This window comes from Prevotella sp. MGM2, assembly GCF_002933955.1.
Taxonomy (GTDB): domain Bacteria; phylum Bacteroidota; class Bacteroidia; order Bacteroidales; family Bacteroidaceae; genus Alloprevotella.
In genome coordinates, this window is the sequence record NZ_BEWW01000259.1 from 16,480 (window position 1) to 43,078 (window position 26,599).

The following is a 26,599-nucleotide window of genomic DNA, read 5'->3' on the forward strand; positions in this document are numbered from 1 at the left end:
TCTCATCATGCCATTGCGTATCCTTCCGATTTTCCTCCTTTTATTAGCTCTTCTGCCTTCAGCCTGTGGAAAAATAGAACTGCCGGACGAAGAAAATAGTGATACAGGCAATAACCAAGAGGAAGTTCCAACCGAACAAACAGGAGACACCCTCCTTCCCAGCCAAGTACTAAAATGCCAGACAGATACGTTCATCTGTGTCAGCGGCTATATCGTAGGATACATACGAGGGACCAGTCTCACTCACGCCATATTCGGCATACCAAACGATGCTCCCAATAGCAATATGCTACTGGCTGATAGGCCCAGCGAAACCTCTATAACTAATTGTCTGGTCGTTGAGCTAAGCAAAAATAATGATGAAGTACCACGAGAAATAATCAATCTCTATGATCATCCAAGAAATTACAAAAAACGCATCATACTAATCGGATATGTTACCGAATACTTCAGAACAATTGGACTTAAAAATTTATATTCATACGAATGGGCTGACAGTAAGCCCACTGATAATGAAAGTGACAATGATACTCCACCCCCTTCCGATAAACCAACTCCAGGGATTGATGACAATCCACAACTCATTCCAGATGGCCGATAAATGCCGTAATCAAAAAAAATCGTAAAATCCTTCTTCAATATTTCTTGTTTTTGGCAAGAAAAGCACTATCTTTGTCTCAATATAATAATTTTAATTTAAATGAATGTAGCAAAAAGAAAATATATCCAGCCAGAAAGTTTGGTAGTATCTATGATTAGCGAAAGCCCGATTCTTGCAACTTCTCTAAACGCTAATGATAGGCAATATCAAACCCCTTCTGATGATAGTAGTACTAGTGGATGTGGCGATCAGTTGTCTAATAGGTATTCAGGATGGAATTCTGATCAATGGAGTGATGACTGACATAAATTGGTAAAATATTTAACCTTGAATCCTTAATATGAAACAGAATATTTTTCGTCTTATTTCTTTGATAGTATCTTTGATAATAGGTACTGTAATGGCTTTTGCTCAAACTTATGTTTATGAACTAGTAACTTTGGACGAAGTTAAATTAGGTGGCGAATTTATTGTAGCTACTTCTAATGATTTGAAAGCAGAAGGAACTTACGTTATGAATGGAATTGGAGGGACGGATAAGAATGGAATTATTTCAGGCAGTCTTTCAAAAGAACTTGTTTCTTATCATAAATTAAAGATAACTCCGAAGAGTAGTGGTACCTATTTTGATTTAAATATTGATGGTACGAATATATTTCGATTGGAAAACAATTTATGCTGGAAAAATTACTCCGGTTATAATAAAGAGTGGTTATTGGAAGATGGACTCAACTCCAATGCCATTGTTATAAAAATGAAGAAACCGGAAACTCGCTTTTTAGCTTTTAGTGATGGAGTTACAGGATTTAAACTTTACACAGAAGGGTATGGCGTGTCGGAACTTTATTTTTTCAAAGAAGTCGAATATCATGAACCGGAACAGACTATAGGAAATATCACCATGAGTGATGCAGGATTTTCAACTTATTATGTAGACCATACTTTTATTATGCCAGAAGGATTGACTGGAGGTATCGTTACAGAAACCGTAGAAAATATCAATGCGGGAGAAACTCCAACGTATCAATTGATTTATGATTGGGGATATACATCTGGTACCATTGTTCCAGCTTTTACACCTATCATTTTAAGAGGTAAGAGTGGAATTTATGTTTATGAAATTTGTGATGAAGACGGAATTGTTTTAAACGGCAATAATCTTCTCCATGGAACCCTGAAAGAAGAAGCAACTAATGCCTCAGGACTTGCTGATGAGAATTATTATTTTTACTTATTGACCTACAGTTGGAATGATGTTACGAATTGTCGGGATTTAGGCTTTTGGTGGGGACAAGAAGATGGTAGTTCCTTTCTTAATGCGCCCAACAAGGCTTTTTTAGCACTCCCTAAAGAGCGTAATTATTCTGCCAATAGCTTTAAATTTAGTGGACCCACTACTAGTGTGGATAAAGCCCATTATGAATGTAAATCAAAAATTACTGAAGTCTATACATTGGCCGGTAGATTACTGCTCAAAGCAGAAAACATTAAAGAGAGCATAAAAGATTTGAACCCGGGATTATATCTTATTAACGGTCAAAAAGTTCTTGTTCGATAAAAGATTCTTATTGAACTCTATAAATAAAAAAGAAGTTGCATAATCTACTTGATTTGATGCAACTTCTTTTATATGTAAGAATGTAAAATAATTTTCTATAGGGATTCTTCAAAATCCATATAATACTCTACAATCGGAATCAACTCCTCTGCGTCAACGGTGCAGACACCTTCTTTTTTTGCCTTTTCAGCTATGTATGCAGCTACCTCATAGAGATTTACATCTATAAACCCCTCGGCATCAGGATCATCATCAAGAATACCACTATCTGCATAATATTCTACCATAACATCAATGAAATAGTAAAGAATATCATCAGTAAATTTATCAGTTTGTTCTCGTTTCAGATGTTCACGGATATAAGCAACCGCTTTGGCATCTTCTTCTGCGTCTAGCAACAATTCGTCATCGAAAGAACTCATTGTCTTTTATATAATTAAATCAATGCTTCGATTTTTTCAACGAAATCTTTCTTCGAAGCAACTCCTACATGCTTGTCAACAATGTTTCCGTCTTTGTCCATGAAGATGACTGTTGGTACATTGCGGATTCCGTATTTGGCCGTTAGTTCATCGTTTTCATCGACATCGCATTTGTAAATGTTCACACGACCATCATAATCACCGGAAAGTTGCTCTATAATTGGAGCAATTTTTTGGCAAGGGCCGCACCATGTCGCGGAGAAATCTATTACAAGAGGAAGTCCTTCTGCAAGTACATTCTCAAAATTTTTGTCAGTGATAATTTTTTCCATTGTGTTCAGGTTTATTATTGTTTCAATAATTCAGATAATACTCAAGAAAAAAGAAAAGTAAGACTTCTTCTGTCTTTGAGCACAACAAAGATACCAAAATAATTATAGCTGTACAAATATATATATCGGTTTACAACAGTTATTGGTTTTATTTATAGCCTGTTTCAACTTACGTTCATAGAATCTCAAGCCTATTTACATTATATAGTTATACGTTATTTAGTGTTTTTCAGGATATTTCTAAAGATAGAGCTTCGTTATTTTCTATGTAATCAACAAGAGTTTTTGAAATATTAATATTGCCAGCGTTGCACTTTAAAGTTATGTTAGACTGTAATTCAACATCAAAGATTTTGAACAAGATCTCTGATGACCCTGTTCCTGGAGCAAGTAAAGTTGTGAGATCATTAACTGTAGACGCGCAGAGTTGGTCTAGGCGTGCAGTAATAATGATGCGTTGGAGTTTTTTGTCCTTTATATCAGATAAGAATTCTATGCGACCGATACGTAACTCATTAGTCTCTGGACGCCATTGTTTGGGTTCAATTCTAGCTGTAATAAAAATAGAGTTACCGACTCCCATATGTCCGCGCCATCTAGCCCATTCTTCTCCAAACAAGGCTATTTCTCCAGCTCCGGAATAATCTTCCAACTTTACTATACCATAAGGTTTTCCATTCCGTGTTTGTCCTTCTCTGACATCTGTAACTATTCCGCCTAATGTAACCTCTTCCCCACTGTGATGATCTATATCTTCCAGTTCTATGGCTGTCATAGTACAAACATTTTTCACAATGATAGAAAATTCGTCAAGTGGATGCCCAGAAATATAAATACCGATTAGATCACGTTCTTTGTTGAGACGCTCAAGATCATTCCAATGGATATAATCACTGGGAGGCAGTGGTTTGGCTATATCAATGGTATCACTTTCTCCAAAAAGACTGGCTGCAGCTCCGGCTTTGTCTTGTTGATAGCGCAATCCATAACGCACAAGTGTGTCAAGAAAGTTACCTTGTCCATCAGTGGCAAAGAACTGTTCACGCCTGACTTGTTCGAAACTATCAAAAGCTCCGGCTAAAGCTAGATTTTCAATGTTTTTTTTGTTACAAGCCGTTAGGTTTATGCGCTCTACAAAATCATATATAGAAGTAAAAAGACCATTTTTTTCTCGTTCTTCAATAATAGCGGTAACCGCACTTTCTCCAACCCCTTTAATAGCTCCCATGCCAAAACGAATGCTCCCAGTACTGTTGACACTGAATTTGTGTCGGCTCTCGTTAACATCCGGGCCTAATGTCCGAATACCTAAAATTTTACATTCGTCCATTAATTTGGTAATACTCTTGATGTCAGCAAGACTTCGACTCATCACAGCCGCCATATATTGAGCAGGATAATTGGCTTTTAAGTAAGCCGTTTGATAAGCTACCCATGAATAGCATGTCGCATGACTTTTATTAAAAGCATAAGAGGCAAATGCACGCCAGTCTTCCCATATTTTTTCAAGTACTTTCGGATCATGACCATTATTCGTTCCCCCTTTGATAAACTTGGGATACATGTGGTTTAGCTTTTCTATAAGTTTTTTACCCATAGCCTTTCTCAACGCATCGCTTTCACCGCGTGTAAAATTGGCTATAACACGAGACAGAAGCATGACCTGTTCCTGATACACCGTAATGCCATAAGTGTCTTTCAAATATTTCTCCATACATGGCAAATCATAGGTGATGGGCTCTTCTCCATGTTTGCGTTTGATAAATTGAGGAATATATTGCATAGGCCCCGGACGATAGAGGGCATTCATGGCAATAAGGTCTTCAAAAGTAGACGGCTGTAATTCTCTAAGGTATTTTTGCATACCGGAAGATTCAAACTGAAAAGTCCCGACAGTATTACCATCACAATAGAGCTGATAGGTGGCGGGGTCTTCTATGCTTATATTATCAATATTGAGTTTTATATGCAGGCTCAACCACACGTTTTCTACAGTCTCTTTAATAATGGACAAGGTTTTTAGCCCGAGAAAGTCCATTTTTATCAGTCCAGTCTCTTCTATAACTCGTCCTTCATATTGTGTACAGGCCACTTTTTCTCCTGTTTCTTTGTCTTCGGCAGTTGAAACCGGGACCCAATCGGAAATTTCATCGCGGCAAATGATAAAACCACAGGCATGCACACCTGTATTTCTAACATTACCTTCCAACATCTTTGCATAGCGTATTGTATCGTGAAGCAAAGGGTCTTGTGAGGCTTCGGCTTCACGCAATTCAGGAATGCAGGCTATGGCATTGGTCAGATTCATTTTAGGCACTTTGCCGTCAGGACCTTCCGGAAGTTTGTCAGGAATAGACTTGCAAAGGCGGTTGCTTTGGTCTATAGGTAATTTCTGTACACGCGCCACGTCCTTTATGGCTGATTTCGTCGCCATAGTTCCATAGGTAATAATGTGTGCACAGTTTTCCGGACGATATTTCTGTGTTACCCAATTCAACACTCTGCCACGGCCATCATCATCAAAGTCTACATCAATATCCGGTAATGAAATACGATCTGGATTGAGGAAACGTTCAAACAGCAAATCATATTTTATTGGGTCTATTTGAGTAATGCCAAGGCAGTAGGCTACTGCACTCCCAGCTGCAGAGCCGCGACCGGGACCTACTGAAACATCCAGTTCTTCACGAGCTGCTCGTATATAATCCTGCACGATAAGAAAATAACCTGGAAAACCCATAGTTTTCATGATGTGCAACTCAAAGTTGATACGTTCTGACGTTTCTTCATTGAGAGGATCGCCATAACGCTTTTTAGCTCCTTGATATGCCAATAATGCCAAATAGTCTGCCTCGAGTTTTATGCGATATAATTTGTCATAACCGCCTAATTTTTGAATCTTTTCCTCGCCCTGTTGTCGTGTTAAGACTACATTTCCATTTTCATCTTGAGTAAATTCATCATACAGGTTTTCTTCTGAATACTTTTGGCGGTACAAATCTTCTGTACCAAAATCTTCTGGGATATCGAAGTTAGGCATAATAGGCTCATGGTCTATTGAATAGACTTCCACTTTATCACATATTTCACAAGTGTTGTCAAGAGCTTCCGGAATATCAGCGAATACTTCGTTCATTTCAGCTCTTGTTTTAAACCACTCCTGTTTGGTGTAAAGCATGCGATTTGACGCTTCAAGATCCTTACCAGTAGCGAGACAGATAAGACGGTCGTGTGCTTCACCATTCTCTTCATCCACAAAATGGCAATCGTTTGAGCATATAAGTTTGATATCGTGTTTGTTAGCCAATTCTATTAAACCTGCATTGGATATTTGTTGTAACTTAAAAGTTTCTTTGTTGGCTTTGATAGATAGGTCTTTTACCTCATGACGTTGTAGTTCAAGATAGTAATCTTCTCCGAAAAGCTGTTTATACCATAATACGGATTTTTCAGCTTCCTCCATCTGTCCCGACAGAATTTTCCGAGGCACTTCTCCACCAATACATGCGGAGCAAACAATCAAGCCTTCATGGTAACGTTCCAAATCCGCAGGGTCTGTACGTGGACGCATATAAAAGCCATCTACCCATGAACGTGAAACTAGTTTAATAAGGTTATGATAGCCTTTCTCATTTTTAGCCAAAACAATAAGGTGCCAGCCCGATTGGTCTATTTTACCTTCATGTAAGCTTTTGTTGCCTCGTCTTGCCACATACATCTCACAACCAAATATGGGAGTAAAATTCACTATTTTTATTTGCTTAGCTATAACTTTTTGAGTTTCTTCTATGAGTTGTTCTGTGGTTTTTCCAACATCAGGATTGTTACCATTTTTGTCCGATACAGGTACATAGCTCCCATTTTGGAGCGCGATAAGTTTTTCTTCGGCACTCTTCAATGCTCCTTTGGCCTTTCCTTTTACTTTTTGAGTATAATTAAAAAATTCCTTGATACCCATCATGTTGCCATGATCAGTAATGGCCATACCTCGCATGCCATCTTTAATGGCTTTATCAACAAGTGCCGGAATAGACGCTTGTCCGTCAAGGATAGAGTATTGTGTATGTACGTGTAGGTGTACGAAATCCTGCATAATCGAAGATAATTATAATGGCTTTTGAAGCAGTTTGTTATTCTTTGCAATCCTTGAGGCGGTGGGAAATACGCATTGCGCAGAAATTAGGACCGCACATGGTGCAAAAATTGCCATTTTCATAATGGGCTTCTTTATAGTATTGTAATGCCAAATCAGGGTCAAGACTGAGATTGAATTGGTCTTTCCAGCGGAACTCATACCGTGCCTTTGACAGAGCATTATCGCGTATCTGTGCTCCAGGATGACCTTTGGCCAAATCGGCTGCATGAGCAGCCAATTTGTAAGTAACGACTCCTGTACGCACATCGTCTCGATTGGGAAGTGCCAGATGTTCTTTTGGGGTAACATAACAGAGCATGGCAGTGCCTAACCACGCTATTTGTGCTGCGCCTATAGCAGACGTAATATGGTCATATCCAGGAGCTATATCTGTTACGAGCGGGCCTAACGTATAGAATGGTGCATTATGACATTTTTCAATTTGGCGTTCCATGTTCTCACGTATTTTATGCATGGGAACGTGTCCGGGACCTTCAATGAATGCTTGCACATTCTTTGCCCATGCTCTTTTTACCAATTCACCCATTGTATCAAGCTCGGCAAACTGTGCCGCATCATTGGCATCATGAATAGACCCAGGACGCAGACCATCTCCCAATGATATAGCCACATCATATTGACCACAAATGTCACAAATATCATCGAAATGTTCATAAAGGAAACTTTCCTTGTCATTTTGCAGACACCACTCCGAAATGATGGAACCTCCACGGCTGACCATCCCTGTCATGCGTCCTTGTGACAAATGGATGTTCTTGCGCCGGATACCACAATGGATCGTGAAATAATCAACCCCCTGTTCGCATTGTTCTATTAAAGTGTCACGATATAACTCCCATGTAAGATCTTTAGCCACACCTTTGACTTTTTCCATTGCCTGATACATAGGTACAGTTCCTACCGGTACTGGGCAATTACGTACAATCCATTCACGTGTTTCGTGGATGTTCTCTCCTGTGGAGAGATCCATTAGAGTATCGCCCCCCCATTTACAACTCCAAATGGCTTTTTCCACCTCTTCTTCAATGCTGGAAGTGGTTGCCGAATTACCAATATTGGTGTTGATTTTTACCAAAAAATTCCGACCTATAATCATTGGCTCCGCTTCCGGGTGATTAATGTTTGCTGGAATGACAGCCCTCCCTTCTGCTATTTCCTGACGTACAAACTCTGGTGTTATATGGGTGGTAATGCCCAAATCCGCACAATTCATGTTTTCACGAATAGCAACGTATTCCATCTCCGGAGTAATAATACCCATTTTGGCATAAGCCATTTGAGTAATGCTCTTTCCTGGAAGCGCTTTATAAGGTAGAGTTGTATGGGAAAAACGCAGATAATCCAACGCATGATTAGACATTCGTTCGCGACAATATTCGGAGGAATAGTCTTTCAACTTCTCCACATCCCCTCGTTGTTTTATCCAAGGTTCGCGCAAACGAGGCAGACCTTTCTTCAAATCGGTTTCACAGGTAGGGTCGCTATAAGGACCACTAGTATCATAAATCATAACAGGCCTATTTTCCGAAAACAGCTTTTGGCCATCTGCATCTTTAGTCACTGTAGGAGTAAGAGTAACCTGGCGCATGGCCACCTTAATTTCCGGATGAAGAGTACCTTGTGTGTATACTTTCTCGCTTGAAGGATATTTAATACGTGTTGTTCCTTTCATATTGGAGTATTTTTGCAAAGGTTGTATCTTTAATAAAAGAGTCAAATATTTATATGAAAAAGATTTATGCGATGTGTATAAAGTCATTCATCATTTTTTCAGGATTAGGCGAACGTAGAATCGCCCCGCTGACAGCGATACCGTTAACTCCTGTATTGAGCAAGTCTGGAATGTCTTCAAGGGTAATACCCCCAATAGCACAAACGGGTAGTCTAATGCCTTCTTTTTGCATTTCCGTAATAATAGAACGATATCCTTCCAATCCTAAAATGGGAGAGAGATTGGTTTTGGTTTCTGTAAATCGAAAAGGACCACAACCGATATAGTCAGCCGATTCGCGGTGTAACCTACGCACATCCTCTATTGTATTGGCCGTCCCTCCTATGATGAAACCTTCTCCTAACACTTGGCGAGCTTGTGCGAGTGGCATGTCATTCTTACCCAGATGAACTCCGTCCGCTTCTATATTCTTGACCAATTCCACATGATCATCAATAATAAATGTGGCACCGAATTTTCGGCATTGGGCGAGCAAGCGACGGGCAATAGGTTTTATTTCCTCTTCCGAAGCCTCTTTCATGCGCAATTGTATCCACCGACACCCTCCGCGCAATGCAAGCATGGCTGATTCTTCATGGGAAATAGTACTGGTGTGATGAGTTATGAACTGTATGGGTACCATGTTTTTTGAATAATTGCTTTAGGGAAAAGTACACAAAGGGAATAAGTTCGGAATGCTACTTATTTTATTAGTTTATGTATAGTTCCAACAATGGGGCAGATTAGAGGGGCTTATCTATCGCTTATTATAACACATTCCCTCTGTTATTATTTATGCAAAGTTATTATTATTTTTTTATATGTTCTTCTTCTTCTTTGTGAAACCTATACATGATTTTAAAAGTCGGCCCAGACTTTAACGTTTTTAACGTTCCCTTGCGTTGTTGATATTCAAATATAGCCTTTACATTAACAACACTTACAACCTACATTTTAGCACTTTTGTATATTGCAGAGAATTTAAGATATTGACATTCGCGGACTGTTTCCCACGATATTCTTACTTTGACACAATACAAGCCATCCACATCGCACACTAAACAGACTCTCCTACTCTCATCTATAATTTCTCAATTCAATATTCAGATTTTACAGTTGTGATAAATTCAGAAGCTATAGCCACAGAAGATCGAAAAGCCTTTTCCTGTCCCGGAACTGTAATAAAAAGATGAACTGCATCAGAAAATTCTATTCGCTGTATTTTATCTGCAGAAAGTTTATTGGAAAACTCTATTCCCTGATCGCGCAAGATGTCACGACCGGCAGCAATAAGAAGTGTGCGCGGAAGACATTCAAGTTGTGCAGACGAAGCCATACCAACATCTATCTGTGGAACTCCAGATGGAATTTGAGGAGCATATGCCTTGTTAAATTGTTCCATCAAAAAAGCATCAAGTCCATACCCTTTAGCATATTTATTCCAAGATAGAGAATTATCGGCAAAAGCCTTTGTCACAGGATAAAACAATACCAAGGACGCTATTTTTCCCACACATTCAGAACTAAGTGCTGTCGCAATAGCCAAATTACCACCAGAACTGTCGCCTCCTACAGAAATAGAATTAGGATTAATCCCTAATAAGTAGCAATTATCAATCGCATATTTAACGCTGTTGATGCAATCAACATAGCCACTAGGATAAGGATTTTCAGGAGCCAGCCTATAATTTACGGCCATTACTTTCATCTTACCTGTAGCAGCCATAGCATCACAAAATCGGCCACAACTATTGATACTCCCAAAAGTCCATCCACCACCATGAAAATAAATCAACAACGGTAATTGTCGTTCTCCTGTTCCCATCGGCTCATATAACCGCAAACTGGAGGACAAATCTTTTACAGAGACATTATCGGAAATTTGGGGATATTTATCGCGGACTGATCGTACTTCTTTCAAAAACGAATAATCTCCTTCGATAGCTCTTGCCACAGCCTGTGCCTGATAGAACTGCAAACTATCTGGCATCATACGAAGAAATGAATCCGCTTGTTCTCTCATAATCCTGCTAGCTATAGTCTGTGACAGACATTCCGTCCCATTCATAACGATGAGAACTAACATTATAATAAATCCGGATTTAATCATAATAAAACCTAATACGCTTTATCACATGCCCTAAAGCAAGTAAAAGAAAAATAAGACCAACCTTTCCATGTATGCCCCCAATAGGCGAATGGATATAAGTTACCATCCAATGAAAAACTGCAATAATCGCACTCATGCACGTTAGGATTATGAGAACAGAAAGCCATTTATTCATTATTTTCTTTTGCCTGTACACTCTTCTGATCCACGAGTTCCACCCATAATGAAGATATAAATGCCACACAACATTACCCACAAACAAGCATCCCACAAAAATATGTCCCCATATCCAAAAAGGATTACTACTTCCGATTATTTCAAGCTGAACACTTGACACGAAAATCATCAGCGTCATAAAAAATAAAAGTCTATTGCACAATCTAAGTTTACCAATCTTTGTCATTATTTTATTGATACGTCTGTTATCTCCAATATTTACAGCAGAACCCCTAATCCTAGAAACGGTAACAGAGATTGTGCTAATTGCTGCATCATCTGCAGCAAATTACTGAAACTTTCAATAAAACCGAAGGAAACTCTCTGCCTCAACAAAGAGTTTCCTTCATTTTTATTTTACCTCATGGTATTTATCCTCCGAAATTATCATACATGATACTTTCCGGCTCCACTCCTAAGCTATCAAGCATACCTACTACAGCCTTGGACATAGGTCCAGGACCACACATATAATATTCAATATCTTCAGGAGCAGGATGATCCTTCAAATAAGTTTCATACATAACTTGATGTACAAAACCAGCGGTATATTTCACACCGGCTTCATCGGCCACAGGATCCGGACGGTCAAGAGCAAGATGGAAATGGAAATTAGGAAATTCCTTTTCCAATCCATGAAAATCTTCCAAATAGAAAACCTCATTAAGGGCACGTGCCCCATAGAAATAGTGCATTTCACGATCTGTCGTGCGAAGTGTCTTAGTCATGTGCATAATCTGCGCACGAAGAGGTGCCATACCGGCGCCGCCGCCAACCCAAATCATCTCTTTCTTTGAATTAAAATGAGGATGGAAATCACCATAAGGACCACTCATTATTACTTTATCACCAGGTTTCAGTGTAAAGATATAAGAAGAAGCAATACCAGGATTTACGTCCATAAATCCACTGCGATCAGCCTTAAACGGTGGGGTAGCAATACGAACAGTAAGCATAAACACATTACCCTCTGCAGGATAATTGGCCATAGAATAAGCACGAATAGTCGGCTCGGTATTCACACATTTCAAAGAAAACAGACCGAACTTCTCCCATGCGGGCAAATACTCCTCACCAATAAGGCTTTTATCAAAATCTTTATTGAAATCAATATTAAAAGCAGGAATTTTAATCTGGGCATACGAACCGGGAATAAAATCCATAGCGGCTCCTTCAGGAAGTTGCACTTTAAATTCCTTAATAAACGTGGCCACATTCTTGTTGGAAATTACGGTGCACTCATATTCTTTAACGCCCATCACAGATTCATCCACCTGAATGCTAAGATCGCCTTTCACCTTACACTGACAAGCCAAACGCCAATGATCTTTCACCTGTTTACGGGTAAACTGTCCACGTTCCGAATCTAGGATTTCACCCCCACCTTCAGGAACCTGACACTTACACTGACCACAGCTACCCTTACCACCACAGGCCGAAGAAAGATAAATGTCATTAGCCGCAAGTGTTGCAAGCAAACTACTACCTTGTTCCACAGAAATAGAATCTTTACCATTAATGGTAATATTAACCTTCCCACTAGGAGAAAGATAGCGTTTTGCTATAAGCAAGATAATGACTAAAAGGAGAATGATTACGAGAAAAACTCCTATACTTGATAAAATTAAGTTAATATTCATTGTATCGTTCCTTTTAGATATTAAGACCAGAGAAACACATGAACGCCATAGCCATAAGGCCTACAGTAATAAATGTTATGCCAAGGCCTTGCAAAGGTTTGGGTACATTTGTATAAGCCATTTTTTCGCTAATAGCAGCAAGTCCGACAATAGCCAACAACCAGCCGACCCCAGAACCAAGAGCATATACGACAGCATCACCTATTCCGCCAATATACTGACTACTATTGGGATCCATTCCTATACGTTGTTGCATAAAAAGACTTGCTCCCATAATCGCACAATTCACAGCTATCAACGGCAGAAATATACCTAACGCAGCATAAAGTGAAGGAGAAAAACGTTCTACAATCATTTCCACCAACTGCACAATACCGGCAATTACGGCAATAAAGAGAATAAAAGAAAGGAAAGACAAATCAACTCCTTCAACAAGACAATCAGGACCTAAAACTCTGGTTTGCAGCAAATAATCAACCGGTACTGTAACGACCAGTACAAAAATAACAGCTACACCAAGGCCAAACGCAGTCTTGACATTTTTGGATACCGCCAAATAAGAGCACATACCCAGAAAGAATGCGAAAATCATATTATCCACGAAAATGGACCGGACGAATAAACTTAACATTTGTTCCATTGTTTTCTTCTTTTGTAGTTATTAGGTATGTTTTAGTTACGGCCCTTACGGCTATTGTAAGCCCGATGTCCCCAAATGATGCATCCTACCAGAATCAAGGCCATAGCAGGCATCGTCATCATACCGTTATTGACATAAAAGCCACCGTTTTCAACATAAATGCTCTCAGGAATTACGCGCAAACCTAAAAGTGTTCCAGCACCAAAAAGTTCACGTACAAAACCAACTGCCACCAATATCCAGGCGTATCCCAGCCCACTGCCAACACCGTCAAGGAAAGATTCCCATGGCCCATTCTGCATGGCAAAAGCTTCCAAACGCCCCATCAAGATACAATTGGTTATAATAAGACCTACATAAACAGAAAGTTGGACGCTGACATCATAAACATAGGCTTTTAGCACTTGGCTGACAAGAGTAACCAATGTGGCCACTACAACTAACTGTACAATTATACGAATACGATTAGGAATCGTCTTACGCAAGAGAGAGATAATCACATTGGCAAAAGCTGTAATAACTGTTACAGACAGTCCCATAACGATAGCCGGTTCCAATTGAGCTGTAACAGCCAACGCGGAACAAATACCTAGAACTTGTACAGCTACCGGATTATCTAAATTCAGAGGATTAGTAAAGACCTCCTTATTTGCTTTTGAAAATAATTTGCTCATATTTATTCCGCCATTTACTTTTTACTTGCATTAAAGAAACCGACATACTGCTGCAAACCACTATTTACCATGGCCGCTGCACCTTTGGTTGTCAGTGTTGCGCCAGTGAGTCCATCCACTTCATAAGTGTCATCCTTTACCTGTCCTTTCTTTACGACAGTAAGTGCCACTTGTGATGTTGCAGAATCTGTAAAAATTTGTTTCCCTTTAAATTGATCCTGAAATTTTTGCTCTGCAATAGGAGAGCCGAGTCCTGCAGTTTCACTTTCATGAGAAAAATAAGCTCCAAAAACCGTTCTGAAGTCATCATTCACGGCCATATAGCCCCAAAGACCTCCCCAAAGACCGCGTCCGGACATTGGCACAACATACTTTGTTGAGCCGTTAATCTTGCAGACATATACAGGCAAACAACCGGAGTTGATATCCTTATTATCCACTTTAAAGCCATCTTCATCTTTCTCCTTACCAGTTTTGACGCATGAACCGTCTGCTTTAACAACCATATCCGCGATGACCACCTCATCGTATTTGTTCTCCACTTCATTGGCAGTCTGCAAATCACGGATATTCAAAGCAGCCAATATCTGTCTCTTTTTGTCAAGCTCCACATTTTTGTCTTGTGTAGGTTTAAGAACTGATGAGACAAAAGCCAAAAGGAACGCCACGATAACGACCATTACCGAAGCATAAACTATAGTATAAGAATTACTATTTGTATTCATTTTCATATTGCTTTATAATGGTTGGTTACTTTCCCGCACGCTTAAGCCGGCGACTAATATTACGTTGCACAAAACAATAGTCAATAAGCGGTGCAAACATATTCATGAAAAGAATGGCAAGCATCATGCCCTCAGGATAACCAGGATTAAGCACACGAATCGTTATGGCCAAAGCACCAATGAGAAAACCATAGATATACTTGCCATTTTCCGTACGGGCACTTGTAACCGGATCTGTTGCCATAAACACAGCACCGAAAGCAAATCCGCCAGCGGCCAAGTGTTCATACCAAGGTATTTGTGCAACAAGATTTCCTTCCATTCCAGCTATGTTAAACAACCAGCCAACGATAGCACCTCCTATAAAAACGCTTGTCATTGTTTTCCATGATGCAATACGTGTATAAAGCAAAATAACCGCTCCTATAGCAATGGCTATTACGCTGGTCTCACCAATAGAACCGGGTATAAGGCCAATAACCATATCTGAGAATCCAGCCGTAACTTCCACATTTGAAGCAGCTTGTCCAAGCGGTGTCGCCATAGTCATGGCATCGGCCGTCAGTTGATTACCTAAGCCGAATATTGTTTCATTAGCCACCCATACCTGGTCGCCACTCATGCTTGTCGGATATGCAAAGAAAAGGAAAGCACGGGCCACAAGCGCCGGATTAAAGATATTCATACCCGTACCGCCATATATTTCCTTGGCGATGATTACGGCAAAAGCGACTGCTATGGCCAACATCCAAAGCGGACAATTGACAGGAACAATCATAGGAATGAGGAGACCGGACACCAGAAAGCCTTCCTGAATTTCTTCCTTTTTCCACTGAGCCACAACAAATTCTATACCTAAACCCACGGCATAAGACACTATTATCTTAGGTAATGTTGCCAAGAAGCCGTATATAAACATCTCCATGAAACCAGCCTCAACATTTGCCTGATGATAGTTTTGATAACCGATATTATACATACCGAAGAGCAACGCCGGCAACAAAGCTATAACAACAAACGACATGATGCGCTTTGAGTCGATGGCATCGTGTATGCTACACCCGACTTTCGACGTGGTGGATGGTACCAACAAGAATGTTTCCATGCCTTCGAATACTGAATGGAAAGCGTGCAACTTTCCCTTTTCCTCGAAGTGCGGTCTCAGCTTGTCTAGAAATTTCTTAACCATTGATTTTTATTTATTTTAAAAACATTCGGCTTCTCGATTTTCTCATGTTTCTAGAAGAAGAAAGAGAGGCGAAAGTACATTTTTTGTTTTTACGACTTATATGATTCAGGCATTCTCTTTTCTCAGTATATCCAAACCTTCACGAACAATGCGCTGCAACTCCAATTTGGAAGAATCTATGAATTCGGCAACAGCAAAGTCCTCCGGAGCCACCTCATAAATGCCCAAAGCCTCCTGACGATCAATGTCGCCGGTTATGATAGCCTTAACCAAATAACTGGAATAAATATCCATCGGGAACACCCTTTCATATTCGGCACTCATAATCATGTGACGCTGCCCTCCTTTAATTCTACAATCCAGATTATAACTTTTAGAGCGACCTAAAAGCCAGGAGAAATAACTGCGGCTGGTTGAAAAATCATTCAAGCGGGGACGTATCCATCCCAAAAGTTCATGAACATCATCACCTTCAGGAATCGCACAGACTTCAGTATTGAACGCGCCCAAAAAGCCATCAACACCAGACTTCACACCTACGAGCGGATTACCGTTGATGATTCGCACATGCGCAGTATCGCCTTGGAGTCGTCCCTTCAGAACATCAGACAAAGGAGTGCCGATTTTAGTTTCCAGATAACAGGGGGCAGACACACAGGAACCGGCCACCGCAATACGACGGGTCAGATCAACAAATCCCGTCATAGCCAGATGACCTATCATCGCTACGATTTCAGCGCCTACAGTCCAAACGGTCTCCCCTTTGTTAACGGGCATCACATGATTGATGTGAACTCCAACATTTCCCGAAGGGTTAGGACCGTCAAAAACATTTACATTAGCTTCGGCCACTGGCAGCAGGGAAGTATTGATTTGTTCAGGTGAAATGCCCAGATAAACCGGTGCCAGCTTGGAAAGTACCTTCACACCTGCCTTAAAAGCCTCTTCACGCCCCTGCAGTACATAATTAATATCGGCGGCCAAAGGCATTTTGCTGAAAGTCGAAACGAAAACGGCTTTCGGAGCATCTGCTGGAGAAGCCACAACATCATAAGGCCGCTGGCGGATAAAAGCGAACATACCGCTATTCAGCAGATATTCCACCACATCTTCACGCGAAGCCTTTCCGGCATCAAGTTTACCAAAATCCTTGTTCTCCTGTTGTGCCGAAGCCTTCACACACACGTGCAGAAGTTTTCGCCGTTCACCGCGTTCAATGGCTGTTATCTCACCACTGACCGGCGATACAAACTTTATACGCTCGGAGGCTTTGTCTACAAAAAGTGCTTCGCCCGCCATCACATAATCGCCAACCTTAACGGTCAAACGCGGCGTAATGCCTGTGAAATCCAACGGCGAAACCGCATATTCGTTTGATGGCAAAAGCGTTTGAAGTTCTTTTGCCGCCACTCCGTCGAGGTTTATATCTAACCCTCTTTTGATTTTATACAATGGTTTCATTATAGATAATAACAAAAAATTTCTGCAAAATTATAAAAAATATTTTTAGAAACGAAAAGCTACAGCCATATTATTCTTTCACTGCAGATGGATGGTCACCCGCCGGTTATACGAGAATGGTGAAATCGTATCCACCCCTCCTTTGGCCTCTACGACAATCCTCTCACGGGTTATTCCCATTTTCACCAGTTCCTCAACTATAGCCTGCGCTCTTTTTTCAGAAAGCTTCCTATTGTAAGCCTCACCTCCGGTTTTCCGGTCGGCATAACCGGTTACAACTATTTTGCGGTCTTCTTCCCGGACCATTTCCACCAACTCTTTAACATTGACCAAATCTTTCCGGCTGGCAATCCGAGAAGAACCGATATCGAAAAATACCGACAAAGGCATTATGCGGATTTTTTCGATTACGGATGTTTTTTCCGGTCCGCCGGGTATTTTAGCATCAAGCATTTGCTGTAACCGCTCATTTTCCTCACGCTGACTTTCCAGTTCCGCATTGAGGGCATTCATCTGCTCCTGATTCATTGCGATAAGAGCCTCTACATTAGGAGCCTTTTTCCAAGTGCTTTTACCGATATTATAAGTAACGCCTACAGACAGCCCTACTATTTTATCATAATGACGCGCCTCAAGCCGACGGTATCCGTTCCAGCCATCGTTTAAAGCGCCGTCCATATTGCCCTTAGCAGCTAGAGCAAAGATATCCAGAAAAACATTCAAATGGTTGTTTATCCGAAAATTATTTAAAAGACCGACATTATAAGAAACATTATAGGCCCGGCCTCCACGGCTCATATTACGCACAACACCCAATCCGACATAAGGGATGAAATTCCACAAACGGCTCTCATCATATCCTCCTAAAAGATTCGTCAGATTAAACATCACGTCTTCATGTAAATTCCAATATTTATATGAAGGATGCAGATTTCCGGTATTAACCTGTTTTGCCCAAACTCCTTGAAATTTAGTACGGAGACCGATACCGGGAGTAAACCATTTACCAACAGCCACATCAAAACCGAAAGTACCACGGTCGGAACTGAAAGGATTTTTATTAGGACATTTCTCCTGTGAGGAATAAGCCGCATTAAAATCAAATCCGCCCGACACAAACCAGTTTGCCCAAAACTTATTTGTCATCACCGAATGTTTTTCACCAGGCACTTCAGTATCTTGCGCGGCAGCAGTGCCTAAACCGGCAGCCACCAGAACCAGAAACATTAAAACTTTTCTCATATTATGTTATATTCTATTGATTTCAAGATAGTCTGCTGGCAAAGTTAATAAATTACTTTTTAAAATAGTGAAAGAAAACAAAAAAGATGACAGTAAAATCCTTTTGTCAATTTTTATACACTTTAAAGAACATCAAGACGGATGAGGATATTAACATTTTTAACCTTTAGAAACATATTCTCTTATCTTTTTCTCCAAAGAATTATTATCATATAAAGAAGAATAAGGGATTTTCAAAAAGGATTACTTACATTTTTTACGGCAATAAGGAGTTTTTAGAATCAAGAAAGCACTGAAAACACAAAGAGAGACATCTTTAAAAGGCTGTCTCTCTTCTTTGATGTAAAGATAAATCTTTTTTCGTCAAAAGCAAAAAGTGTTAAAATGCGATTTTGTCAAAATTACATCACAATATTATTATCACTTAGCTCCTAACGACACATTATTACTAAGCAACAATTACAAGATTCGCATAATCTTACCATTTATCCTGTTCAAAAAAAGAGAACAACATCAATCAAGATCCTAAAAAACAGACCGGTGAAGCGACTTTTAAACATATAGTATCTATTTTTGCTATAGGGTTATACCTGTTTTTCGCGCAAATAGACTAACTTTGTAGCCCAAATAACGTAAGCAACAATAAAAAGTATATGAAATTCACCGAGCGTAACGGACTCCATCTCTATGAGATAAACAAAGAAGTACTTGAAAGCTGGGACAAGAAAGATTTGTTCCACCGCAGTATGACAGAACGCGAGGGCTGCCCCTCATTCGTATTCTTCGAAGGACCGCCTTCAGCAAACGGGCATCCGGGCATTCACCACGTCATGGCACGCACTATCAAGGACGTATTCTGCCGTTACAAAACGATGCAGGGATTTCAGGTAAAACGCAAAGCAGGCTGGGATACGCATGGTCTGCCTGTCGAACTTGGCGTGGAAAAAGAACTAGGCATCACCAAAGAAGACATCGGCAAAACCATTAGCATAGAGGAATACAATGCACGTTGCCGACGCAATGTCATGATGTTCACTCAGGAATGGACAGACCTCAGCCATCTCATGGGATACTGGGTTGACATGGAACATCCTTATATCACATACGAGAACTCCTATATAGAAACATTGTGGTGGTTACTGGCGCAGCTTCACAAAAAAGGATTACTCTACAAAGGCTATACCATTCAGCCCTATAGTCCGGCTGCTGGAACCGGCCTCTCCAGTCATGAGCTCAACCAGCCGGGTTGCTACCGCGATGTTAAGGACACGACCATGACGGTACAGTTTGAAATCGTCAATCCCTCACCCGAACTCACAGGATGGGGAACTCCGCATTTCATAGCCTGGACAACGACTCCATGGACTTTGCCTTCCAATACGGCATTATGTGTCGGCCCGCAATTCGACTATGTTGCCGTGCGCACATATAACGCATATACCTCCCAGCCCGTCACGGTTGTTTTGGCAAAAGACTGCATAAGCTCATACTTTAAACCCGAAGGAGCCGACATGCCTCTGGAAGACTATTCCGCAGGAGACAAAATCATCCCCTATAAAATTGTTGCAGAATACAAAGGTGCTGATCTGGTCGGCATGCGCTATCGCCAGCTAATGCCGTGGGTCAAGCCGGCAGAAAAGGTCGACAGCCTCTCACCCGACTTCGTGCAAGAATATGCGTCATCTCATCCCGATAAATGCTTCAGCGTAGGCCACGACCGGTTCGTTGAACTGGAAGAGCAGGCATTCCGTGTGATCCCTGGCGATTATGTCACCACTGAAGACGGTACGGGCATTGTACATATAGCTCCGACTTTCGGTGCCGATGACGCCAAAGTAGCCAAAGCGGCTCAAATCCCTTCCCTTTTCATGATAAACAAAAAGGGGGAGACACGTCCAATGGTCGACCTTACCGGCAAGTATTACATAATGCCTGAACTGGCTGATAATTTTGTCGCGACTTGTGTCGACACAGCCGTTTATAGCCAACATGCAGGCGATTATGTAAAAAACGCTTATGCACCGGAATTCAACAAAGACGGTAAATACGACGAAAAAGCCGCTGAAAAAGCTGAAGACCTGAACATTATCCTCTGCATGGAGATGAAGCAGCAGGGCACAGCCTTTAAAATAGAGAAAAAAGTTCATAATTATCCTCACTGCTGGCGAACGGACAAACCCGTTCTTTACTATCCGCTCGACAGCTGGTTTATCCGGTCTACTGCCGCAAAGGAACGTATGATGGAACTCAACAAGACCATCAACTGGAAACCGGCTTCTACTGGAACAGGACGCTTTGGCAAATGGTTGGAAAACCTGAACGACTGGAATCTGAGCCGGAGCCGTTATTGGGGAACTCCGCTCCCCATTTGGCGAAACGAAGAATCGCGCGAGGAGATATGTATTGGCTCCGTGGCTGAGCTATATGACGAAATAGAAAAAAGCGTCGCAGCCGGATTCATGAAGTCCAACCCGATGAAAGACAACGGATTCGTCCCTGGCGACTACAGCAAGGAAAACTATGACAAGATAGATCTGCACCGCCCTTACGTTGATGATATCCTACTCGTATCTCCGACTGGATTACCCATGAAGCGCGAAACAGACCTCATCGACGTGTGGTTCGACTCCGGCTCCATGCCTTATGCCCAACTCCACTATCCTTTCGAAAACCGTGAACTGGTAGACAACGGAATAGCCTATCCCGCCGACTTCATTGCTGAAGGCGTAGACCAGACACGCGGATGGTTCTTCACTCTCCATGCTATTGCGACAATGGTATTCGACAGCGTTTCCTTCAAAGCCGTAATCAGCAACGGACTGGTTCTCGACAAAAATGGCAACAAGATGTCAAAACGTCTCGGCAATGCGATTGAACCTTTCGGCGCTATCGAAAAATATGGATCGGACCCTCTGCGGTGGTACATGATTACCAACTCTTCACCATGGGATAACCTGAAGTTTGACGAAGACGGTGTAACGGAAGTGTCACGCACATTCTTCGGTAAACTGTATCAGACCTATTCTTTCTTTGCTATGTACGCCAATGTTGACGGCTTTACCGGCAAAGAACCTTCCGTTCCCGTAAACAGACGCCCGGAAATTGACCGCTGGATCATCTCCGAACTGAACACATTAATTAAAGAAGTCACAACCGACTTCAACGAATACGAACCGACACGCGCCGGACGCAGAATCAGTACCTTTGTTATTGACAATCTCTCCAATTGGTATGTCCGCCTCTGCCGTAAACGTTTTTGGGCTGGAGAAATGGACGAAGACAAACTCAGCGCCCATCAAACTCTTTGGAATTGCTTATTCACCATCAGCAAACTCATGGCCCCCATTGCCCCGTTCTATGCCGAACGTCTTTATGGCGACTTGGCCGTTGCCGCACAGGAAGCATCAGACAGCGTACACCTGAGCCTATTCCCGATATGCGATGAGACACTCGTAGACAAAGCGCTGGAACAACGCATGGAACTTGCACAACGCATAACCTCCATGGTTCTGTCCATCCGCAAAAAAGAACATGTCATAGTCCGTCAGCCACTCCAGAAAATTTGCATTCCTGTAAACGATGAAGCCCGCAAAACAGACATATCCGCAATGTCTTCACTCGTACTTAATGAAGTCAACGTCAAAGAAATAGAATTTGTAGAAGGAGACATGTTGGAAAAGAAAGTCAAGTGTAACTTCCGCATCATGGGCAAAAAATTCGGAAAATTAATGAAACCCATAGCAGCAGAAGTTGCCAATCTCTCTCAAGAAGACATAGCCAACCTCGAGAAAAACGGAAAATTCACCTTACAAGTAGAGAACCAACCTGTAACTATCGAGCGCGAAGATGTCGATATTGTAAGCGAAGATATTCCAGGGTGGAGTGTGGCGAACGATGGTGCGCTTACCGTTGCATTGGACTTGTCCATCACTCCAGAACTCAGGAAAGAAGGTTGGGCACGTGAAATCGTCAAAAGAATACAGACATTCCGTAAAGAAAACGGTTTCGACATCACAGATCATATCAACATTGTGTTTGACCACCATGAAGAAATGGAAAATGTTGTTGCAGACTTTAAAGACTATATCTGCACACAAGTTCTGGCAGACAATCTGACATTCGATAACGTAACTGGCAACTGCGCCCTTAACTTTGAAGACTTCAAACTCAACGTAAAAATAGAAAAAAGTTAAGCAGCGTCAACGACATGTGTAGCCGGTATTCCATCATCGGACATCCGGCTATACATGACCGTATTCCTCATTTGTCGGGCATTACAAACAAATCAACTTATCGTATCAAAAACATAAATCCACTTATTATATGGCAGAAAAAACACGTTACTCCGATGAGGAATTAGCGGAATTCAAAGCGCTTATCCTTGAGAAAATTGAATTAGCAAGCCGTGACTACCAGCAAATGATGGACGTACTTACCAACAAGGACGGCAACGGCGTAGAAGACACCATGCCAACTTACAAAGTGCTGGAAGAAGGTTCTATGACACAGACCAAAGAAGAACTTACGACAATGGCAGCCCGTCAGCAAAAGTTCATCCAGGGTTTACAGGCAGCCTTAGTCCGCATAGAAAACAAGACATACGGCATTTGTCGTGTCACAGGAAAGCTAATCCCAAAAGAACGTCTGCGCGCAGTGCCTCATGCAACATTAAGCATCGAAGCCAAACTTGCACAAAAGTAATTGCATTCAGACACATAACTTTTAAATGGTAAATAAACGGGCTCTCGGACAAAAAATCCGATAGTTCCCGTTTATTGATTTGAAGACTGTTTTCTCCTACCAGTAAATCCGATTTATCTTCCATCTCAAGCCAACTGATTTCAAATAATATTCATGAACACTTCCTCGGTTAGTATAAAATCTGCAATAGCCATATTGGTTGTAATCTGTACTCTCATAGCTGACCAGATTATAAAAATAACAGTCAAAACCAACATGGGACTTTACGAAATCATTAATGTAACCAATTGGTTTGAAATACGTTTTACTGAAAATGACGGAATGGCCTTCGGCATGGATTTCATCGGCACCATGTTTTTAGCCCTATTCCGTATGGCCGCCATCATCTTTTTCAGCTATATTTTATATAATATAGTCAGAAAGAACGCGCCAACGGGATTTATTGTTTGTTTCTCATTAGTAGTAGCCGGAGCTGCCGGCAACATTATCGACAACTGCCTCTACGGCCTTATTTTCACAGAAAGCATTTACGGTATGCCGCCGGCCCATTTCGTGCCTATTGGACAAGGATATGGTTCGTTTTTGTCCGGCCATGTTGTAGATATGTTTTATTTTCCACTCTTTGAATGGCCTTCATGGATGCCTTTAGTCGGTGGAAATGTTTTCTTCGGGGCTATTTTCAACTTTGCCGATGCCGCCATCAGCTGCGGTGCAGTAGCCTTGTTTATATTCTACCACAAACTACTTTCACTGGACTACCTCCTGAAAGCCCGCCAATAGTCCTTCTCTCCCGTTTTGACACCTTAGGAAAATAACAGGTTGCCATCATACGCCCAAAGCCTCTTTTGTAAATATGCCTTCAGTCTACCGTATCTTCTCCGCCCTACTCTTTTCCGGAGTCATCTTTTTTATTTCCGCTTGCACATCAGATACTCCTGAGAATGTGCTGAGCCAATCAGAAATGGAAGAAGTCCTGTATGATTATCACTTGGCTTTAGCCATAGAAGGCGCTGAGGGCATTCCTTCACGGCAAACGACGGACGAACCGACGGCTAGAAATTACTATATCCAAGCCGTCTATAAAAAATACGGCCTGACCGAAAAAGATTTCAACCGTTCCTTACAATGGTACACACGCCATTCTGAAATTCTCTTCAACATCTATAAAAACATAGACCAACGCCTGAGTGAAAGCGGGAATATGGGAACAATTTTCAATTCCGCCACAACCGGCACGCACACAGGTGACACATTGAACATCTGGCGCGGCGTTCAGGCTGTTCTACTTTCATCAACAGGAGTCAACCGTTTCAGTTTCACACAAAAGGCCGATACTTCACTTCAAGAAGGCGACCGTTTGACACTTCGTTTCAACGCGCATTGGATTTATCGTGAAGGCAGCAAAACAGCTGTAGCGCAAATAGCCATCCGTTATGACAACGATTCTGTTGCCGCCAGCACCCAATATTTTTATAGTGCCGGCTACCAAAATCTCACCATACGTGTCGGCTCACGGCCTGTAAAGTCCGTCACCGGTTTCATTTATCAGACAGCCGATTGGTCCGAACGGCCAAAGCTACTGACATTGTCCGATTTCTCCCTGCTACGCATCCGCAGCAGGCACGAATTAAAGCCGGTACCTCAGCAAACGACCACACAGTCGGAAGACACTTTAAGAAAAGCTGTAACGGCTGAACAACGTTTACGCGACAGCCTTATCATCAGAGAAGAAACCGAAAATCGCCGCTCTCATTTTGAACCGATAGACGTATCTCAAAGAAAAAGATAACGACATCTATGTTTCCCCCCGACAAATCTTTCCATCGTTTTGCCGTCAGCCGCCTGCACCTTCCTGACGGCAGCGTATTGAAAAATCAGGTTATTGAATACCAACAAACCTCTGAGAACAAGTTTTCAGCCCGATATTATCCTCTCACCGAAGAAATCCCTTTCACAGAATGGAGAGGAGGGGATTTCCATTGGCCTTCAGATATATAAATTCGTTCATTGGTATTTTTCTCCGCAGAATTGTTATAAAAATCCTATTCTGAACAAAAAAATGCCATATTTTTTTTCATTTAAGACGGATTTTTTAATTTTGCTTCAGTTTTCGGGAACATTACATGCTCCTATAAGTTTAACAAAAAAACTACAAACAATGAAGAAGTTACTCTTAACCCTCGTTCTGGTTATCAGTTCGCTGACTGCCGGTGCACAAGTTTATCTTGGAGGCGAAGTCGGCCTTTGGCGCGATTGGAACAACAACGAAACTACTTTTGCCCTACAGCCTGAAATTGGCTACCAATTTTCCGACAAATGGGCTGCTGGTTTGCAAATCGGCTATGCACATCACTATAATGATGGTGCCAAAATCAATGCGTTCAACTTTTCTCCTTATGCCCGTTACACTGTGGGTAAAGTCGGCATTGTCAGCTTTATTGTTGACGGAGGTTTCGGCTTCAGCAGCCTCAAGGAAAAGAACAGCGACTCAGCCACCGCTTGGGAAATCGGCCTCAAACCTGGCGTAAAAGTACAACTGGCCCCGCAACTTCACTTCGTTGCCCACCTCGGCTTCCTAGGCTATCGCGACAACGACCACGGTGCTTTAGCTTTCGGCAGTCAGGGACTAGGTTTTGCCTTCTCCAGCCAAGATTTAAAATTCGGTCTTCTTTATGAATTCTAAGACTACCGCAAATGTGAGGAACAAATAGAAAACAGTTCCCCCACACCGAAAGATGAAAATGCAATGAATGCGGCAAGTTCTCATAGAGCACTTGCCGCATTCATTATGCCAAGAAGCACCAGAAATGATAAATTACATTAAAATACGTCTTTTTACGTATTAACACATTTAACTTTCAGAAACATTTAAGATTGCCATTCACACCTCAAATCCATAGTTTTTGAAGGCAGAACAGAGACTGTTGGAAAAAGGTTACTGAAAAAATAAACGGCAATACGGAGAATTTTAATTCCAATACGGAGAATTTAAACTTCGAAAGCACCATTTTCATACCCATTTCTCCGAATACAACCAATAATAAAAAGGATAATCCTTCGGACTATCCTCTTCGCCATTGCAAATATACGATTTTTCTCTCCCAAAACCAAGAAATGTTAAAACAGCCGGCCATTGAACAATTTCACTTATTTAACAAAACACACCAGAAACGGACTGATAAAGAGCATATCGTTATCATGCCTTTTCTCCTTCATGAAAC

At 41.4% G+C, this 26,599-nt stretch carries 22 protein-coding genes; 9 read left to right on the forward strand and 13 right to left on the reverse strand.

Annotated features, from left to right (window positions below; all coding sequences use genetic code 11):
- The first annotated feature begins 7 nt into the window (after window positions 1–7).
- From C5S62_RS06470 to C5S62_RS06475, 3 genes are all read left to right on the forward strand, one after another.
- Window positions 8–601 (forward strand): DUF6359 domain-containing protein, encoded by a 594-nt coding sequence (locus C5S62_RS06470; RefSeq protein WP_104404577.1) that lies wholly within the window; start codon window positions 8–10, stop codon window positions 599–601.
- Window positions 602–700: 99 nt separating this feature from the next.
- The gene (locus C5S62_RS13260) at window positions 701–904 is read left to right on the forward strand and encodes a hypothetical protein (RefSeq protein WP_133159524.1); all 204 of its coding nucleotides are present in this window, start codon (window positions 701–703) and stop codon (window positions 902–904) included.
- 37 nt (window positions 905–941) lie between these two features.
- The gene (locus C5S62_RS06475) at window positions 942–2,159 is read left to right on the forward strand and encodes a hypothetical protein (protein WP_104404578.1); all 1,218 of its coding nucleotides are present in this window, start codon (window positions 942–944) and stop codon (window positions 2,157–2,159) included.
- Between the two features lie 95 nt (window positions 2,160–2,254).
- Here the strand turns inward: C5S62_RS06475 and C5S62_RS06480 are convergent, their stop codons facing one another.
- From C5S62_RS06480 to C5S62_RS06545, 13 genes are all read right to left on the reverse strand, one after another.
- Window positions 2,255–2,581 carry a hypothetical protein gene (locus C5S62_RS06480; RefSeq protein ID WP_104404579.1) on the reverse strand — a complete coding sequence of 109 codons (327 nt, stop codon included), beginning with the start codon at window positions 2,579–2,581 and terminating at the stop codon, window positions 2,255–2,257.
- 14 nt (window positions 2,582–2,595) lie between these two features.
- Entirely contained in the window at window positions 2,596–2,913 is a 318-nt protein-coding gene (gene trxA / locus C5S62_RS06485; RefSeq protein ID WP_104404580.1) for a thioredoxin, read from the reverse strand.
- 229 nt (window positions 2,914–3,142) lie between these two features.
- On the reverse strand, window positions 3,143–7,006 hold the full coding sequence (gene dnaE / locus C5S62_RS06490) for a DNA polymerase III subunit alpha (RefSeq protein WP_104404581.1): 3,864 nt from the start codon (window positions 7,004–7,006) through the stop codon (window positions 3,143–3,145).
- 37 nt (window positions 7,007–7,043) lie between these two features.
- A complete protein-coding gene (thiC, locus tag C5S62_RS06495) occupies window positions 7,044–8,741 on the reverse strand; it encodes a phosphomethylpyrimidine synthase ThiC (protein ID WP_104404582.1) in 1,698 nt (565 codons plus the stop codon).
- Window positions 8,742–8,805: 64 nt separating this feature from the next.
- A complete protein-coding gene (locus tag C5S62_RS06500) occupies window positions 8,806–9,423 on the reverse strand; it encodes a thiamine phosphate synthase (protein WP_104404583.1) in 618 nt (205 codons plus the stop codon).
- 453 nt (window positions 9,424–9,876) lie between these two features.
- Window positions 9,877–10,803 carry an alpha/beta hydrolase gene (locus C5S62_RS06505; RefSeq protein ID WP_223301171.1) on the reverse strand — a complete coding sequence of 309 codons (927 nt, stop codon included), beginning with the start codon at window positions 10,801–10,803 and terminating at the stop codon, window positions 9,877–9,879.
- Window positions 10,804–11,477: 674 nt separating this feature from the next.
- Window positions 11,478–12,746 (reverse strand): NADH:ubiquinone reductase (Na(+)-transporting) subunit F, encoded by a 1,269-nt coding sequence (gene nqrF, locus C5S62_RS06515; protein ID WP_104404585.1) that lies wholly within the window; start codon window positions 12,744–12,746, stop codon window positions 11,478–11,480.
- 13 nt (window positions 12,747–12,759) lie between these two features.
- The gene (nqrE, locus tag C5S62_RS06520; RefSeq protein ID WP_104404586.1) at window positions 12,760–13,386 is read right to left on the reverse strand and encodes an NADH:ubiquinone reductase (Na(+)-transporting) subunit E; all 627 of its coding nucleotides are present in this window, start codon (window positions 13,384–13,386) and stop codon (window positions 12,760–12,762) included.
- A gap of 32 nt (window positions 13,387–13,418) precedes the next feature.
- A complete protein-coding gene (locus C5S62_RS06525) occupies window positions 13,419–14,060 on the reverse strand; it encodes an NADH:ubiquinone reductase (Na(+)-transporting) subunit D (RefSeq protein WP_104404587.1) in 642 nt (213 codons plus the stop codon).
- Between the two features lie 14 nt (window positions 14,061–14,074).
- On the reverse strand, window positions 14,075–14,785 hold the full coding sequence (gene nqrC / locus C5S62_RS06530) for an NADH:ubiquinone reductase (Na(+)-transporting) subunit C (RefSeq protein WP_104404610.1): 711 nt from the start codon (window positions 14,783–14,785) through the stop codon (window positions 14,075–14,077).
- Window positions 14,786–14,810: 25 nt separating this feature from the next.
- Window positions 14,811–15,974 carry an NADH:ubiquinone reductase (Na(+)-transporting) subunit B gene (locus C5S62_RS06535; protein ID WP_104404588.1) on the reverse strand — a complete coding sequence of 388 codons (1,164 nt, stop codon included), beginning with the start codon at window positions 15,972–15,974 and terminating at the stop codon, window positions 14,811–14,813.
- Window positions 15,975–16,079: 105 nt separating this feature from the next.
- On the reverse strand, window positions 16,080–17,435 hold the full coding sequence (locus tag C5S62_RS06540) for a Na(+)-translocating NADH-quinone reductase subunit A (RefSeq protein ID WP_104404589.1): 1,356 nt from the start codon (window positions 17,433–17,435) through the stop codon (window positions 16,080–16,082).
- A 78-nt stretch (window positions 17,436–17,513) separates the two neighbouring features.
- On the reverse strand, window positions 17,514–18,677 hold the full coding sequence (locus C5S62_RS06545; RefSeq protein WP_104404590.1) for an OmpA family protein: 1,164 nt from the start codon (window positions 18,675–18,677) through the stop codon (window positions 17,514–17,516).
- A gap of 653 nt (window positions 18,678–19,330) precedes the next feature.
- Here C5S62_RS06545 and ileS point away from each other — a divergent pair.
- The 6 genes from ileS to C5S62_RS06575 all read left to right on the forward strand — a co-directional run bounded on the left by ileS (window position 19,331) and on the right by C5S62_RS06575 (window position 26,061).
- Complete coding sequence (gene ileS, locus C5S62_RS06550; protein ID WP_104404591.1) at window positions 19,331–22,870, forward strand: isoleucine--tRNA ligase; 3,540 nt, start codon at window positions 19,331–19,333, stop codon at window positions 22,868–22,870.
- Between the two features lie 130 nt (window positions 22,871–23,000).
- Window positions 23,001–23,378 (forward strand): TraR/DksA C4-type zinc finger protein, encoded by a 378-nt coding sequence (locus C5S62_RS06555; protein ID WP_104404592.1) that lies wholly within the window; start codon window positions 23,001–23,003, stop codon window positions 23,376–23,378.
- A 153-nt stretch (window positions 23,379–23,531) separates the two neighbouring features.
- Window positions 23,532–24,158, forward strand: a complete 627-nt coding sequence (locus C5S62_RS06560) for a lipoprotein signal peptidase (RefSeq protein WP_104404593.1) — start codon at window positions 23,532–23,534, stop codon at window positions 24,156–24,158.
- Between the two features lie 73 nt (window positions 24,159–24,231).
- On the forward strand, window positions 24,232–25,167 hold the full coding sequence (locus C5S62_RS06565; RefSeq protein ID WP_104404594.1) for a DUF4296 domain-containing protein: 936 nt from the start codon (window positions 24,232–24,234) through the stop codon (window positions 25,165–25,167).
- Between the two features lie 8 nt (window positions 25,168–25,175).
- On the forward strand, window positions 25,176–25,376 hold the full coding sequence (locus tag C5S62_RS06570) for a hypothetical protein (protein WP_104404595.1): 201 nt from the start codon (window positions 25,176–25,178) through the stop codon (window positions 25,374–25,376).
- A gap of 160 nt (window positions 25,377–25,536) precedes the next feature.
- Window positions 25,537–26,061: an outer membrane beta-barrel protein gene (locus C5S62_RS06575; protein ID WP_172486049.1), complete on the forward strand. Its 525-nt coding sequence runs from the start codon at window positions 25,537–25,539 to the stop codon at window positions 26,059–26,061.
- Window positions 26,062–26,599: the final 538 nt, after the last annotated feature.

Coding starts and splice junctions, on each gene's coding strand:
- C5S62_RS06470 (WP_104404577.1), top strand. CDS start 8: ATGCCATTGCGTATCCTTCCGATTTTCCTCCTTTTATTAGCTCTTCTG.
- C5S62_RS13260 (WP_133159524.1), top strand. CDS start 701: ATGAATGTAGCAAAAAGAAAATATATCCAGCCAGAAAGTTTGGTAGTA.
- C5S62_RS06475 (WP_104404578.1), top strand. CDS start 942: ATGAAACAGAATATTTTTCGTCTTATTTCTTTGATAGTATCTTTGATA.
- C5S62_RS06480 (WP_104404579.1), bottom strand. CDS start 2,581: ATGAGTTCTTTCGATGACGAATTGTTGCTAGACGCAGAAGAAGATGCC.
- trxA (WP_104404580.1), bottom strand. CDS start 2,913: ATGGAAAAAATTATCACTGACAAAAATTTTGAGAATGTACTTGCAGAA.
- dnaE (WP_104404581.1), bottom strand. CDS start 7,006: ATGCAGGATTTCGTACACCTACACGTACATACACAATACTCTATCCTT.
- thiC (WP_104404582.1), bottom strand. CDS start 8,741: ATGAAAGGAACAACACGTATTAAATATCCTTCAAGCGAGAAAGTATAC.
- C5S62_RS06500 (WP_104404583.1), bottom strand. CDS start 9,423: ATGGTACCCATACAGTTCATAACTCATCACACCAGTACTATTTCCCAT.
- C5S62_RS06505 (WP_223301171.1), bottom strand. CDS start 10,803: ATGAGAGAACAAGCGGATTCATTTCTTCGTATGATGCCAGATAGTTTG.
- nqrF (WP_104404585.1), bottom strand. CDS start 12,746: ATGAATATTAACTTAATTTTATCAAGTATAGGAGTTTTTCTCGTAATC.
- nqrE (WP_104404586.1), bottom strand. CDS start 13,386: ATGGAACAAATGTTAAGTTTATTCGTCCGGTCCATTTTCGTGGATAAT.
- C5S62_RS06525 (WP_104404587.1), bottom strand. CDS start 14,060: ATGAGCAAATTATTTTCAAAAGCAAATAAGGAGGTCTTTACTAATCCT.
- nqrC (WP_104404610.1), bottom strand. CDS start 14,785: ATGAATACAAATAGTAATTCTTATACTATAGTTTATGCTTCGGTAATG.
- C5S62_RS06535 (WP_104404588.1), bottom strand. CDS start 15,974: ATGGTTAAGAAATTTCTAGACAAGCTGAGACCGCACTTCGAGGAAAAG.
- C5S62_RS06540 (WP_104404589.1), bottom strand. CDS start 17,435: ATGAAACCATTGTATAAAATCAAAAGAGGGTTAGATATAAACCTCGAC.
- C5S62_RS06545 (WP_104404590.1), bottom strand. CDS start 18,677: ATGAGAAAAGTTTTAATGTTTCTGGTTCTGGTGGCTGCCGGTTTAGGC.
- ileS (WP_104404591.1), top strand. CDS start 19,331: ATGAAATTCACCGAGCGTAACGGACTCCATCTCTATGAGATAAACAAA.
- C5S62_RS06555 (WP_104404592.1), top strand. CDS start 23,001: ATGGCAGAAAAAACACGTTACTCCGATGAGGAATTAGCGGAATTCAAA.
- C5S62_RS06560 (WP_104404593.1), top strand. CDS start 23,532: ATGAACACTTCCTCGGTTAGTATAAAATCTGCAATAGCCATATTGGTT.
- C5S62_RS06565 (WP_104404594.1), top strand. CDS start 24,232: ATGCCTTCAGTCTACCGTATCTTCTCCGCCCTACTCTTTTCCGGAGTC.
- C5S62_RS06570 (WP_104404595.1), top strand. CDS start 25,176: ATGTTTCCCCCCGACAAATCTTTCCATCGTTTTGCCGTCAGCCGCCTG.
- C5S62_RS06575 (WP_172486049.1), top strand. CDS start 25,537: ATGAAGAAGTTACTCTTAACCCTCGTTCTGGTTATCAGTTCGCTGACT.